12 protein-coding genes are annotated in these 14,197 nt (G+C 61.7%); 2 read left to right on the forward strand and 10 right to left on the reverse strand.

Translation table 11 applies throughout. The features are described 5' to 3' along the window. Positions 1-105: 105 nt before the first annotated feature. Both LJE98_RS10090 and LJE98_RS10095 read right to left on the reverse strand, forming a co-directional pair. Positions 106-2,319, reverse strand: coding sequence for a primosomal protein N' (locus tag LJE98_RS10090; protein ID WP_229575091.1), 2,214 nt, complete (start codon positions 2,317-2,319; stop codon positions 106-108). A 60-nt stretch (positions 2,320-2,379) separates the two neighbouring features. Further along, complete coding sequence (locus LJE98_RS10095) at positions 2,380-3,273, reverse strand: GNAT family N-acetyltransferase (protein ID WP_229575092.1); 894 nt, start codon at positions 3,271-3,273, stop codon at positions 2,380-2,382. A gap of 146 nt (positions 3,274-3,419) precedes the next feature. Here LJE98_RS10095 and LJE98_RS10100 point away from each other — a divergent pair, with 146 nt between their 5' ends. Further along, a complete protein-coding gene (locus tag LJE98_RS10100) occupies positions 3,420-4,343 on the forward strand; it encodes a tyrosine recombinase XerC (protein ID WP_229575093.1) in 924 nt (307 codons plus the stop codon). An 87-nt stretch (positions 4,344-4,430) separates the two neighbouring features. After that, on the forward strand, positions 4,431-5,522 hold the full coding sequence (locus LJE98_RS10105; protein WP_229575094.1) for a TraB/GumN family protein: 1,092 nt from the start codon (positions 4,431-4,433) through the stop codon (positions 5,520-5,522). Here LJE98_RS10105 and LJE98_RS10110 read toward each other — a convergent pair. From LJE98_RS10110 to LJE98_RS10145, 8 genes are all read right to left on the reverse strand, one after another. Continuing rightward, positions 5,503-6,003 carry a DUF2867 domain-containing protein gene (locus LJE98_RS10110; protein WP_229575095.1) on the reverse strand — a complete coding sequence of 167 codons (501 nt, stop codon included), beginning with the start codon at positions 6,001-6,003 and terminating at the stop codon, positions 5,503-5,505. The two genes, LJE98_RS10105 and LJE98_RS10110, sit on opposite strands and share 20 nt — an antisense overlap. A 20-nt stretch (positions 6,004-6,023) precedes the next feature. Continuing rightward, positions 6,024-6,524, reverse strand: coding sequence for a cytochrome b (locus LJE98_RS10115; protein ID WP_229575096.1), 501 nt, complete (start codon positions 6,522-6,524; stop codon positions 6,024-6,026). Between the two features lie 129 nt (positions 6,525-6,653). Beyond that, entirely contained in the window at positions 6,654-8,060 is a 1,407-nt protein-coding gene (lpdA, locus tag LJE98_RS10120) for a dihydrolipoyl dehydrogenase (protein WP_229575097.1), read from the reverse strand. Positions 8,061-8,085: 25 nt separating this feature from the next. Then, positions 8,086-8,835: an SDR family oxidoreductase gene (locus tag LJE98_RS10125; RefSeq protein ID WP_229575098.1), complete on the reverse strand. Its 750-nt coding sequence runs from the start codon at positions 8,833-8,835 to the stop codon at positions 8,086-8,088. Continuing rightward, positions 8,832-9,326: a hypothetical protein gene (locus LJE98_RS10130; RefSeq protein WP_229575099.1), complete on the reverse strand. Its 495-nt coding sequence runs from the start codon at positions 9,324-9,326 to the stop codon at positions 8,832-8,834. The genes LJE98_RS10125 and LJE98_RS10130 overlap by 4 nt, the downstream gene beginning before the upstream one ends. Positions 9,327-9,334: 8 nt before the next feature. Then, positions 9,335-9,748, reverse strand: a complete 414-nt coding sequence (locus tag LJE98_RS10135) for an MAPEG family protein (protein WP_229575100.1) — start codon at positions 9,746-9,748, stop codon at positions 9,335-9,337. A gap of 12 nt (positions 9,749-9,760) precedes the next feature. Beyond that, entirely contained in the window at positions 9,761-10,993 is a 1,233-nt protein-coding gene (odhB, locus tag LJE98_RS10140) for a 2-oxoglutarate dehydrogenase complex dihydrolipoyllysine-residue succinyltransferase (RefSeq protein ID WP_229575101.1), read from the reverse strand. Between the two features lie 57 nt (positions 10,994-11,050). Further along, entirely contained in the window at positions 11,051-14,047 is a 2,997-nt protein-coding gene (locus LJE98_RS10145; RefSeq protein ID WP_229575102.1) for a 2-oxoglutarate dehydrogenase E1 component, read from the reverse strand. Positions 14,048-14,197 lie beyond the last annotated feature (150 nt).

Consider the following 14,197-nt stretch of genomic DNA (forward strand, 5'->3'; position numbering starts at 1 on the left):
AACCCGCGTGAAAGAAACCGGGTGGCTTATGGCACGAAATGGACGGTCGCGGTATGGCCCTTGCGCGTCAGAATGAAACCGGCGCATCCGGCCGGGTCAAACGACTCAAAGGAAGCTTTGGGGATCGACATCCACCTGCACCTGGATCGAGCGCCGCTCTTTCGGCCCGCGCTGCAGCATGCTGTGCACGAAGGCCTGCATGTCGCTGTTGCGGCGCCCATGCACCAACAGCCGGAAGCGATGCCGGCCACGAATGAGAGCAAGTGGTGCTTCGGCGGGTCCGAGGATCATGATCCCGTTTTCCTGCGGCGCAGCCTGGCGGAGTCCGCGCGCATGCCCCTCGGCCTCTGCGCGCGTATCCGCGGAGACGATGATGGAGACCAGTCTGCCGAATGGCGGCAACTGCGCCCGCTCGCGCTCGCTGATCTCGCGTTCATAGAAGGCCGCAGCATCACCCGAGACGATCGCCTGCATCACGGGATGCTGCGGCTGGAAGGTCTGCAGAAGTCCGAGACTCTTGCGCCCCGTGCGACCGGCACGGCCCGTGACCTGCGAGAGCAGCTGAAAGGTTCGCTCGGCGGCGCGGGGATCCCCGTTCGACAGGCCGATATCGGCATCGATGATTCCGACCAGGGTCATCAGCGGAAAATTGTGCCCCTTGGCGACGAGCTGCGTGCCGATGACGATGTCTGCCTCGCCATTGGCGATCGCCTCGAGCTCAAGCCTCAACCGTTTCACACCGCCGATGTCGGAAGAGAGCACCAGCGTCCGCGCCTCGGGGAAGTGCTTTTCCACTTCTTCCGCGATCCGCTCCACGCCCGGCCCGCAGGCGACGAGATGATCGAGCGTCCCGCATTCCGGGCAGGCGTTGGGTGTCGGCTCGTGATAGCCGCACTGATGGCACTGGATCTGGCCACGAAAGCGGTGCTCGACGAGCCAGCTCGAACATTGCGGGCACTGGAAGCGGTGGCCGCAGACCCGGCACAGCGTCAGCGGCGCATAGCCCCGCCGATTGAGGAAGAGTAGTGCCTGTTCTCCCCGCTCGACGGCCTTGCCGACAGAGCGCAGAAGGATCGGCGAGAGAAAGCCGCCTCGCTCCGGCGGAGCACGCCGCATGTCGATGAGATGCAGGTCCGGCATCGCAGCGTCTGCAAAGCGTGTCGGCAGATGAATGCGCGTGTAGCGTCCGGAGATGCAGTTGACCTGGCTCTCGACAGACGGCGTCGCCGAGACAAGCACGACGGGGAAGTCCGCGATTCGCGCCCTGACCACCGCCATGTCGCGCGCATTGTAGAAGACGCGATCTTCCTGCTTGAAGGCCGGATCATGCTCTTCGTCGACGATGATGAGCCCGAGGTTCTCGAAGGGCAGGAAAAGCGCCGAGCGCGCGCCGGCCACAACCCGGATCTCCCCGGTCGCGACCTGACGCCAGACCTTTTCACGCGTGCGGGTCGCAAGATCGGAATGCCATTCGCCGGGCTTTGCGCCGAACCGATCCTGGAAACGCTCGAGGAAATTGGCGGTGAGCGCAATTTCCGGCAGCAGGATCAGCACCTGTTTGCCTTGTTTCAGCGTCTCGGCAATTGCCTCGAAATAGACCTCCGTCTTGCCCGAGCCCGTCACGCCATCGATCAGGGAGACGGCAAAGCCACCCTTGTGCAGGCTCTGGAGGATTTCGTCGGCCGCCTCCTTCTGCGGCCCGGCCAGCCTGTGTTGTGCATAATCAGGATCGGGAGGAGCGACCAGCGGCGGCGGGGGCAGGAAGACCTGTTCAAACACGCCCTGCTTGAGCAGACCGTCAATGACGCTCGTCGAGACACCGCTGGCATGGGCAAGCCCGCTCTTCGTCCATGAAAGACCGTCAGAGGCGAGTTCCAGCACCTTTTGCCGCGCCGGCGTCAAACGCTCCGGCTGGTAGCCGGCATAGCGCAGCCCCTCGATCATCGGCTCGGGATCGAAGGCTGCTGGCGCGCGAAGCGCCATGCGGGCCACATAACCGGGTGGAGAAAGCGTATAGGCAGCCACCCAGTCGAGGAAGGTGCGCATGTGCTGGTCCAGCGGCGGGCAATCGAAGACCTTGGTGATTTCCCGCAGCTTCTTCGGATCGACGGACGCCCCCTCGCCGCCATCCCAGACCACGCCGATCACCTGTCTTGGCCCGAGCGGCACCTGCACGATGGCGCCTGGCTCCACCGTCAGGCCGTCCGGCACCGCATAGCTATAAGCCGTCGGCGCGGGCATGGGGACGAGCACCGGCACCACCTTGCGGCGCGGCATCTCGAACAGTTCCCCGAACAGGCTTTTCGAATCGTCCTTCATCGGGCTGCAACTTGCCCCCTGAGGATCGGAAAGAAAACCGCCTTTATGCGGGTGGAGAGATCAGCGGAAACTGCGGTTGGGATAGGCTGGCAGTTGATGGACCGTGAAGTCTTCCAGCGCCTTGGTCACCTCGGCGGGATCACCGTCGAGCGCCTCGACCGGAATAAGATTGCCGACGGTGAAATCGAAGCGACCGCCGCGCTTGTTCAAAAGCTCGTAGAAGACGGTCATATCGCGCAGTTCCGTCGACCAGCGGGCGAACCAGTAGAACAGCCCGGAATTGCGGGCCTTCATGTTTACCGGGAGGATCGGCAGATTGTATTTGCGCGCAAGCGAGATGGCAGAAGTCTTCCACGGCCGTTCGTTGAGCCGACCCTCGTCCCAGTAGGCGATTCGACCCGAGGGAAAGAGGATCGTGGCGCGCCCCTCTTCGACTGCGCGCGTGGTGAGCTTGAGCGTTTCGCGTGCCTTGAGCTTCGACTTGTGCTCCTCGCGCCACTCGACTGGAATGATGATCTCGGCCAGGCGGGGATTGACCCTGACGGCATCCCGGTTGGCAAAGAAGGTCATGTCCGGGCGACAGCCCTTGAGCAGATCATACATCGCCACGCCATCGGCAATGCCTGTGGGATGGTTGCTGACCAGAATGAATCCGCCGGACGAGGGAATGCGATCTGCATGTCGCACCTGGATATCGAGGCCAAGCGCAGCACTCAGATAGTCGAAGACCTGCGGTCCGGGAAGGTTGGCCACGTCATTGGCAAACTGGATTGCCTTGTCGTAGCGAAGCACGCTGTAGAGGAAAGGCCGCATGGCTGGCCAGAGAGGGTGCTCGACGAGCCTTTGCCCACGCTCGGCAATCAGCGTGTCGACAATATGTCCGGGGCGACCTTGAGAAAGAAGCGACAAGGTGTCGGTAACGCTAGCAAAGGTAGAGACGGGAGAGCGGCGCATCAGCAAATACCTCGCCAGAGATCCAGAGGCGTTCTGGCAGCCATTTGTGATCCGTTCATGACAGGCCCCGGCATTTGTCTTTCGTTAACCCTCCCGCGCCATCGTGGGTGGGGTTGCCAACAGCCAACAACGCAAAAGGCGCGCAATTGATCCCGGCAGATGAAAAACTTCTCGGCGAACGTGCCGCCTGGCTGGAAAGCCTTGGCGCAGAGCGCCGTCTGTCGGGCAACACGCTTGATGCCTATGAGCGTGACACACGCCAGTTCCTGCAATTTCTCTCCGCCCATGTCGGCGGCACCGTGCAGATCGACGACATCAAGGCTCTGCGGCCGGCGGATCTGCGCGGCTTCCTCGCCCAGCGTCGCAAGGAAGGTGCCGGTGCCCGATCGCTCGGTCGACATCTGGCAGGCCTGCGCTCCTTCCTGCGCCATCTGGAACGCAAGGGATTGGTGAATGCGGCGGGTGCAAGCGCGATCCGCTCACCGAAGCAGCCGAAATCCCTGCCCAAGCCACTGAGTGGCCGCCAGGCGCTCGCGGTGGTCGCAATCGACACCCAGATGCATGACGAACCCTGGCTAGCTGCCCGCGACGCAGCAGTGCTGTCCCTGCTCTACGGCTGCGGTCTTCGCATCTCCGAAGCACTCGGGCTCACGCCCAACGCTTTTCAGGGCAGGCCGACCAGCCTGCGCATCACGGGAAAAGGTGGCAAGATGCGGCTCGTGCCGTTGCTTCCCGTCGTGACCGAAGCGGTGGAAACCTATTACAAGCTTTGCCCGTATCACCTTGAAGCCGATGCTCCCCTCTTCCGTGGTGCGCGGGGCGGGCCCTTGCAGCCAGCGATCATCCAGCGCGACATGCAGAAGCTGCGCTCGGCGCTCGGCCTGCCCGATTCGGCAACGCCGCACGCCCTGCGCCATTCCTTCGCGACGCATCTTCTGGGCAGTGGTGGCGACCTCCGGACGATCCAGGAACTGCTCGGCCATGCGAGCCTGTCGACCACGCAGATCTATACCGGCGTCGACAGCGCGCGGCTTCTCGACATCTATGACCGTGCCCATCCGCGCGCCTGAAGCGTCCCAGATCCGCCGTTAACCAAGATCCTTAATCGAACGTGAGGGCGCACTCTCCTATTCTCATCGCTTGTGACAGGAGATGACATGAACGCCCACCGCCTTTTCTCGCTGCGGCCGAACCTGCCGCGCCCTTCGATCTCGGAGATGGTTCTCTGGATCACCGGCGCACTGCCTCTGGCGTTCCTGGCCCTGCTGGTCGCCACCCTTCTGACAATTGTCCCTGCCCGCGCCTCGGATATCGCATGCCACGGCGAGAACCTGCTCGTGACAATGGAAAAGGAGAACCCCGAGGAACTGGCAGCGATCCGCGCGGAAGCAGCCAAGGTGGCGAATGGTCAGGGCATCTTTTGGAAGATCGAAAAGCAGGGCTTGAAGCCGTCCTACCTGCTCGGCACCATGCACGTCACCGATCCTCGCGTTCTCACCATGCCGAAAGGCGCTCGAGAAGCAACGGCCGCGGCCGATGTGGTCGTCATCGAGTCAGACGAGATCCTCGACGAGAAGAAGGCTGCGGCCTCCCTCCTGATGCATCCCGAACTGACCATGTTCACCGATGGCAAATCCGTAAAGGATCACCTCGACGCCGCCGATCTGGAGAAGCTGGAGTCCGGCCTAAGGCAACGTGGTCTGGCCCTCGGCGCCGTCGCCAAGATGAAGCCCTGGATCCTCGCAAGCTTCGTGGCCTTGCCCGCCTGCGAGATGTCACGCAAGGCAGCTGGCGCCTCCTTCCTCGACAAGCAGATCGCCGAGGACGCCGTCAAGGCCGGCAAGCCGGTGGCGGGCCTCGAGAGCCTCGTCGAGCAACTCGAAGCCATGGCAGACCTGCCGGTCGATTTCCACTTCAAGGCCCTGATCGAGACGATCGAGCTCGGCGACAAGATGGAAGACGTCATCGAGACGATGACCGAGCTTTATCTTGCGGGTGAGATCGGCATGACAATGCCGATGCTGAAGACCGTTGCCCCGTCGCCCGGCGAAGAAGATGAAAGCGCCTATGCCGCCTTCGAGAGCCGCATCGTCCGCGACCGCAATCTTGTCATGGCAGATGGCAGCAAGCCGCATCTGGAAAAGGGCAATGCCTTCATCGCTGTCGGCGCACTGCATCTGCCGGGTGAGGAAGGTCTCGTCGAACTCATCCGCCGCCAAGGCTATACCGTCACGCGGGTCGACGGCTGAGGTCGAACGAAGCGGCAAATCGTTTGAGGAAGGTCTTCACGATCAGCTTGTGGAACGGCGTGACGGCGAGAATGTAGAGCCGGCCGAACAGATTGTGCCGCCTGACCAGCGTCGTCAGTGAGACGTGCTGGTGGGCAGCGGCTTCAGGCTCGACCGACACGATGATCCGGAAATCGAGATGTTTGTCGTTGAATCCGAGAACCACGCGCTCGTGGTCATGCGCGATGACCGGAAAGCCGCCGATCATGTCCTGATCGCTCAACGCGAGTTCCGCCGATTTTAGGCCGAAGAGACCGACGATCCGGTTGCGGATCCCAAGAAGTGCAGTGACCCATCTGGGCGCTCGACCCATGAGAGCCGTGGCGACTTGCATCGGATCGAGATCGGCTCGGTCGAGCCTCACGCTATAGCTGTCCGCCCAGTCGGCCTCTGCAAGATCCGGATGGGGTAGCTCGACCTTCTGCTTCGAAACCACAACCATCTGCTTTCCCCGATTTGCGATCAGCCCCGGCTCATGCGCGATGCGACCGGCGTTTTCCAGTAGAACTGGTGTACCAGAAGCGCCAGGATATGCACCGCGATCAAAAGCCACATCAGGGCCTTCAAGGGTCCGCCATGCACGAAGCCGGCCGTTTCATTGGCAAAATAGTAGGCGCCGATCCCGCTCAGCGGCAGCAGGAAGAAGAGAGCGTAGAACGTGCCATGCGCCAGCTTGGCGGCAAGACGTAGGACTGGCGGTTCTTCCGGCGGAGCGGCCGGCGCGCCCTTGACCAGCCTCAGACCGAGCCGAAGCAATCCGAGACAGAGGACCATGATACCGGCATAGGCATGGATGTTGGCGAAGGTCAGATCTTCGGGCGATGGAACCTCGCCACGCTCATAGGCTTCGGCCACTTCTTTCATCACATCAGAGAAGATGAGGTTGAAGAGGATGAGCAAGGCCATAAGCCAATGCAGGGCCTTTTGCGGGATGGAGTAGGAAGCGGGCGCGGCTGTGGTCATGGTCTTTGCCTTTGGTCAGGATCGAGCGAAGCATTGCCCAGACATGATAAAGGCCGCCGCTCGGGGAACAAGCAACGGCCTTCAACCTTACCGAAATATAATAATTGACCTATGTCAGGTCGCGACGCCTCACATATGCAGCGGCTTGAAGAAGGTTGCCAGCGCCGCTTCCTTCACGGCTTCCGACATGGTCGGGTGCGCATGGCAGGTCCGACCCAGATCTTCGGACGAACCACCGAACTCCATCAGCACGGCGGCTTCGTGGATCATCTCGCCGGCACCGAGGCCGATGATGTGTACGCCCAGAACCCGGTCCGTATCCTTGTCGGCGAGAACCTTGACGAAGCCGTCGGAGGCAAGCATCGCGCGAGCGCGACCATTGGCCGAGAACGGGAATTTGCCGACCTTGTAGGATACGCCTGCGCCCTTGAGCTCTTCCTCGGTCTTGCCGACGGAGGCGACTTCCGGCTGCGTGTAGACGACACCCGGGATGACGTCATAATTCACGTGACCATGCTGGCCGGCGAGGATTTCGGCGAGAGCCACGCCTTCATCTTCCGCCTTGTGGGCAAGCATCGGACCCTTGACCACATCGCCGATGGCATAAATGCCGGCGACATTGGTGCGATAATGGCCGTCGATCTCGACCCGGCCACGATTGTCGAGGGCAACGCCTGCTTCTTCGAGGCCAAGGCCAGCGGTGTAGGGCTTGCGGCCGGTGGCCACCAGAACGACGTCGGCCTCGAGCGTCCGGGTCTCGCCACCCTTGACCGGCTCGAACGTGACCTTGGCGCCCTCGCCCGACTTTTCGACGCCCGTGACCTTGGCGCCGAGGTTGAATTCGATGCCCTGCTTGGCAAGGATGCGCTGGAACTGCTTGGAGACTTCGCCGTCCATGCCGCCAAGGATGACGTCGAGATATTCGACTACAGTGACCTTTGCGCCGAGGCGTGACCAGACCGAGCCGAGCTCAAGGCCGATGACACCGCCGCCGACGACGATCATCTTGCCCGGCACCTTGTCGAGCGCGATGCCCCCGGTGGAAGAGACGATGATCTTCTCGTCGATATCAACGGCAACACCTGGAATGCCGGCGACATCGGAACCGGTCGCGATGACGATATTCTTCGTCTCGAGAACCTGGATTTCACCTGCGTCATTGGTGACTTCGACCTTGCCGGCGGCAAGAACCTTGCCTGTGCCCTGGATGCCGTCGATCTTGTTCTTCTTGAACAGGAAGGCGACGCCCTCGACGTTCGACTTCACGGTCGCGTCCTTGTGCGCCATCATCTTCGGCAGGTTCAGCGTCGGCGCGCCGACGTCCACACCGAGATCACCCATGCCATGGCCAGCATGGTGAAAGACTTCCGAGGCGTGCAGCAGGGCCTTGGAGGGGATGCAGCCAATGTTGAGGCAGGTGCCGCCATAGGTCTGGCGCTTCTCGACGACGGCAACTTTCAGGCCGAGCTGGGCCGCCTTGATGGCGCAGACATAGCCGCCGGGGCCGGAGCCGATAACGATGACATCATAAGACATGGGAAGCTTCCTTCGTTTTCGACGGTTACCGGCCGCCGCTGACATTCAAGATGGCACCCGTCACATAGGATGCCTGAGGCGAGAGGAGATAAAGAACGCTATCGGCCACTTCGTCCGCCGTTCCCGGCCTTTGCATCGGAACGATCGGAGCGAGGTCACGCGCCCGGTTCGGCAGACCGCCGGAGGCGTGAATTTCGGTGTCGATGATACCAGGTCGGACCGCATTCACACGGATACCTTCGGTCGCGACCTCGCGTGCGAGGCCGAGCGTGAACGTATCGACGGCACCCTTCGCAGAAGCGTAATCCACATATTGGCCGGGTGCACCAAGCACGGCCGCGATCGACGAAAGGTTGACGATCACGCCACCCTGCCCGCCATTCCTGGTCGAGATGCGTTTCACCGCTTCCGTGGCGCAGCGGATCTTGCCGATGACATTGACGGCAAACATGCGGTCGAGCCGCGCGCGATCGAAGTCCTCGACCCGAGCCGTCACATCGACGATGCCGGCATTGTTGACGAGACCGTACAATGACCCAATCCGGTCGACAGCGGAGAAGATCGAGGCTACGCCCTCTTCCGTGCCCGTATCGCCCTGCACGATCTCGGCATGGGCACCAAGCTTGCTGCAAGTGGCAGCAACAGCTTCCGCAGCGTCCCTGTCGGAGCGGTAATTGATCAGGAGGTCATAGCCCTGAGCGGCAGCCTTGCCGCACACGGCCGCACCGATGCCACGACTGCCACCCGTCACCAGCAGAAGTCTACGAGAATTCATGGCGTGCACTCCTTGAATTCGAAGACATCCCAGGGACCGGCCTCCAGCCCTTTGCCCGCCGAAGAGGCAAGCACGGATGGACCGAAACCAGGCAGCAGAAGGGCGTCCGGAGCTTCGGCCCCTTCCGGCGGCAGAAGATCGGCATGGCCCGTCGCCTCGTCGATCCCATAGATGATGCCCTTCCAGACCGTACAGGCTGCGATGTCTGCGCCCGTCACATCACCCTCGGGGCAGGCGTTCATGAGCATGCCGACAGGCCGTTCAATCTCTGGATCATATATGACATGGCCATCGAGCTGCAGCGTGCCGATCATCGTGGAGAAGCCATGTGTCACCGGTGTATTCTCGCCACTCGCAGCCGTGAAGACCAGTTCGAGCCCCGTATCGGCCTCGCGATAGACTGCCTTCTCGATCCGGCAATCAGCGGCCACCGCCGCTTGAGAGATCGCGAGCGCGGCAAGAAGAACCGATATTCCGGTTGACGCGCCCATGCCTCACCTCAAAACGCCAGCGAGAGGAACATCAGGCCGAGCCCGGCCAGGGACCCGAGCCAGACGAGCGAACGGATATAGGGAATGCCTGCGAGATAGAGCGGGTAGTAGACGATGCGTCCGACAAACCAGACGATCGCGCCAGTCAGACCAAGGCCCGAGGTCTCGCCCGTGAAAAGAAGCCCTGCCGCCAGCGCAATGAAGGCGGGGTAGGTTTCACGGAAATTGGAAGATGCACGCGCCGCGCGGCCGGCGAGCTTGCTCTCCGGCTGCTTGTTGCCGTCACGCGGACCGGCATTCCACTCCGTACCCAACTCCTTGGTTGCGAACATACCCTGAAGCAGGACATGGGCGACCAGCAGGACCACGCTCCAGGCAAGGAGCAGGACAAGCGGAGAAGCGGAAGCGGATACCGGCTCCATCGTGAGTATTCCTTAGAGATCGAGAACCAGACGTTCCGGATCCTCAAGGCTTTCCTTGACGCGGACGAGGAAGGTGACTGCTTCCTTGCCGTCGACGATGCGGTGATCGTAGGAGAGCGCGAGATACATCATCGGACGGATGACGATCTGGCCGCCAACGACAACCGGGCGCTCCTGGATCTTGTGCATGCCGAGGATACCCGACTGCGGTGCATTCAGGATCGGCGAGGACATCAGCGAACCATAAACGCCACCGTTCGAGATGGTGAAGGTACCGCCCTGCATGTCGGCCATGGAGAGCTGGCCATCACGCGCCGCCTTGCCGAGACGGCCGATATCCTTCTCGATTTCGGCGATCGACATCTGGTCGGCATCGCGCACGACCGGAACGACGAGACCCTTCTCCGTGCCGACGGCAACGCCGACATGGCAGTAGTTCTTGTAGATGATGTCAGTGCCGTCGATCTCGGCGTTGACGGCAGGGAGTTCCTTCAAGGCATGGGTCACGGCCTTGGTGAAGAAGCCCATGAAGCCGAGCTTCACGCCATGCTTCTTCTCGAAGATGTCCTTGTAACGGTTGCGCAGGTCCATGACCGCCTTCATGTCCACCTCGTTATAGGTGGTGAGCATGGCGGCCGTGTTCTGGGCATCCTTGAGGCGCTTGGCGATCGTCTGGCGCAGACGCGTCATCTTCACGCGCTCTTCGCGGGAAGCATCATCGGCCGACGAGGCCGGACGCGGAGCAGCCGGGGCTGCAGGAGCGGCCGGGGCTGCCGTGCCCTTGGCGATCGCTGCGAGAACATCGCCCTTCAGCACCTGGCCACGCTTGCCAGAGCCATCGACATCAGACGTCGAGATGTTGTTGTCGGCGGCGAGCTTGGCAGCAGCCGGTGCAGCCGGCATGGCCGAGGGAGCTGCCGCAGGGGCCGCAGCGGGTGCGGGCGCAGCAGCAGGGGCTGCCGGGGCTGCGGCCGGAGCCGGAGCGGAAGCACCAGCCGAACCGGCAGCGCCTTCGGCGATCTGGCCGAGCAGCGCGCCGAGGCCAACGGTTTCGCCGTTCTGGGCGACAATTTCGGTCAATACGCCCGAAACCGGCGACGGGACTTCGACGGTCACCTTGTCGGTTTCGAGTTCGACGAGAGGTTCGTCAGCCTTGACGGTGTCACCGACCTTCTTGAACCAGGTGCCAATTGTGGCTTCGCTGACGGATTCGCCAAGGGTGGGTACGCGGATTTCAGTGGCCATGATCTCAATTCCGTTGGTCAGAGAAGGTTTCGGTCTGCGAGGAGAAGACTGGGCGGATCAACCGCCCAGTGCGTCCTCGAGGAAGGCTTCGAGCTGGGCGAGGTGCTTCGACATCAGGCCGGTTGCCGGCGAGGCGGCAGCCGGGCGGCCGGTGTAGCGCACCCGCTGGTACTTGGCGTCGATATGGGCAAGCACCCATTCCAGATACGGATCGATAAACGACCACGCACCCATGTTCTTCGGCTCTTCCTGGCACCATACCATCTCCGCATTACGGAAACGGGACAACTCGTTGATGAGCGCCTTTGCCGGGAACGGATAGAGCTGTTCGATGCGCAGCAGATAGACGTCGTCGATGCCGCGCTTTTCGCGCTCTTCCAGGAGGTCGTAATAGACCTTGCCCGAACACATCACGACGCGGCGGATCTTAGCATCCTTCTGCAGCTTGATCGGACCGTCCTTGATCACCTCCGCGTCATCCCACAGCAGGCGGTGGAACGAGCTTTCGCCGGCCATTTCGGCAAGGCTCGAGGTCGCCCGCTTGTGACGCAGCAGGGACTTCGGCGTCATCATGATGAGCGGCTTGCGGAAGTCGCGCTTCATCTGCCGGCGCAGAATGTGGAAGTAGTTGGACGGCGTCGTGCAATAGGCGACCTGCATGTTGTCTTCGGCGCACATCTGCAACCACCGCTCGAGGCGGGCCGACGAATGCTCAGGACCCTGTCCCTCGTAACCATGCGGCAGGAGACAGACGAGACCGGACATGCGCAGCCACTTGCGTTCGCCCGACGAGATGAACTGGTCGAACACGACCTGGGCACCGTTTGCGAAGTCACCGAACTGGGCTTCCCAGAGCGTCAACGCATTGGGACGGGCCAGCGAATAGCCGTATTCGAAACCGAGTACGGCCTCCTCTGAGAGCATCGAATTGATGACCTCGTAGCGTGCCTGGTTCGGGGCCAGATGCGCGAGCGGGATGTAGCGCTCTTCGGTTTCCTGATCATAGAGAACCGAATGGCGCTGACTGAACGTCCCGCGTTCGCAATCCTGACCGGACAGGCGGATCTTGTGGCCGTCGAGGCAGAGCGAACCGAAGGCGAGTGCTTCGCCCATGGCCCAGTCGATACCTTCGCCGCTCTCGATCATCTGCGCCCGGTTGTCCATGAAGCGCTGGATCGTCCGGTGCGCCTTGAAGCCTTCGGGGATGGTCGACAGCTTGCGACCGATCTCCTTCAATTGCTTCATCGGCACGGCCGTCTTGCCGCGACGCTGCTCGTCGGCATTGTCGGCAGTCCTCAGACCCGACCAGACGCCGTCAAGCCAGTCGGCCTTGTTCGGCTTGTAGCTTTGACCGGCCTCGAACTCCTGTTCGAGATGCGCACGCCAGTCGGCCTTCATCTTTTCGAATTCGCCTTCCGAGATCAGGCCTTCCGCAATCAGCCGCTCGCCATAGATGTTGACGACCGTCTTGTGGGCACGGATTTCCTTGTACATCTTCGGCTGGGTGAAGCTCGGCTCGTCGCCTTCGTTGTGACCGAAGCGGCGATAGCAGAACATATCCACCACGACCGGCTTGTGGAACTTCATCCGGTATTCGGTCGCGACCTTCGCCGCATAAACGACGGCTTCCGGATCGTCACCATTGACGTGGAAGATCGGCGCTTCGATCATCTTCGCAACGTCGGACGGATAGGGTGACGAACGCGAGAAGGCCGGATTGGTGGTAAAGCCGATCTGGTTATTGATGATGACATGCATCGTGCCGGCGACGCGGTGACCGCGCAGACCGGACAGACCCAGGATTTCGGCCACGACGCCCTGGCCGGCAAAAGCAGCATCACCATGGAGCAGCAACGGCAGCACCTTGGCACGCTCCTTGAGCGGAATGATGTCACCTTCCCAGGTCTTGGCGATCTGGTCCTGCTTCGCACGGGCCTTGCCCATGACGACAGGGTTGACGATTTCGAGATGCGACGGGTTGGCGGTTAGCGACAGGTGAACCTTGTTGCCGTCGAACTCGCGGTCCGAGGAAGCGCCGAGGTGGTACTTCACGTCACCGGAGCCTTCGACTTCGTCGGGCTTGAACGAACCGCCCTTGAATTCGTGGAAAACGGCACGGTGCGGCTTTGCCATGACATTGGTCAGGACGTTCAGACGGCCGCGATGGGCCATGCCGAGAACAACCTGCTCAAGGCCTTCCTGGCCACCCCGCTTGATGATCTGCTCCAGCGCCGGGATGAGAGATTCACCACCGTCGAGTCCGAAGCGCTTGGTGCCCTTGTACTTGACGTCGATGAACTGTTCGAAGCCCTCGGCCTCGATCAGCTTCTGCAGAATGGCCTTCTTGCCGTTCGGCGTGAACTCGACGCCCTTGCCGGGTCCCTCGATGCGCTCCTGAATCCAGGCCTTTTCTTCCGGATTGGAGATATGCATGAATTCGACGCCGAGCGTCGAGCAATAGGTTCGCTGCAGGATGTCGAGCATCTGCGGGATCGTCGCGTATTCGAGACCCAGCACGTTGTCGATGAAGATCTTGCGGCCGTAATCGGCTTCGGTGAAGCCGTAGGCAACGGGCGACAACTCGTTGTAGTCGTCGACAGGTGCTGCAATCCCGAGCGGATCGAGATTGGCGTGCAGGTGACCGCGCATGCGGTATGCACGGATCATCATGATGGCGCGAACCGAATCGCGCGTCGCCTGCAGGACTTCGGCTTCTGACACGGCCTTGCCCGCCGAAGCAGCGGTCGCCTCGACCTTGGCCTGAACCTTCTTTTCGATGACTTTTTCGACCACGCCCCAATTGCCGTCGAGCGCGTTGACGAGATCGCCGCCTTCAGCAATCGGCCAGTTCTTGCGCTGCCACGAGGCGCCCTTGGCGGCCTTCTGCACGTCGGTCGGATTGTCGGCGAGCGCCTTGAAGAAGGCCCGCCATTCGTCGGATACCGATGCGGGATCTTCCTCATATCGTGCGTAAAGCTGTTCGATATAGGCCGCGTTCTGCCCGTCGAGGAACGACGTGATCAGAAACTGCTCGTTGGCTTCTTGCCTACCCATGGTGCTTCGCGAACCTCTCGGCTCGCCTCCCGACTAGAATTGATGGCCGGATGCCCGGCCTGCCGCTCGTGATCGCAGATGCGAATCGTCCATCATATGCGAAATCCAGGCGAAGGATTGGCGGACCAACCTTCGCCTGGCCTGATTGTA

It is taken from the genome of Rhizobium sp. 'Codium 1', from assembly GCF_020889605.1.
In the GTDB taxonomy this organism is placed as follows: domain Bacteria; phylum Pseudomonadota; class Alphaproteobacteria; order Rhizobiales; family Rhizobiaceae; genus Allorhizobium; species Allorhizobium algae.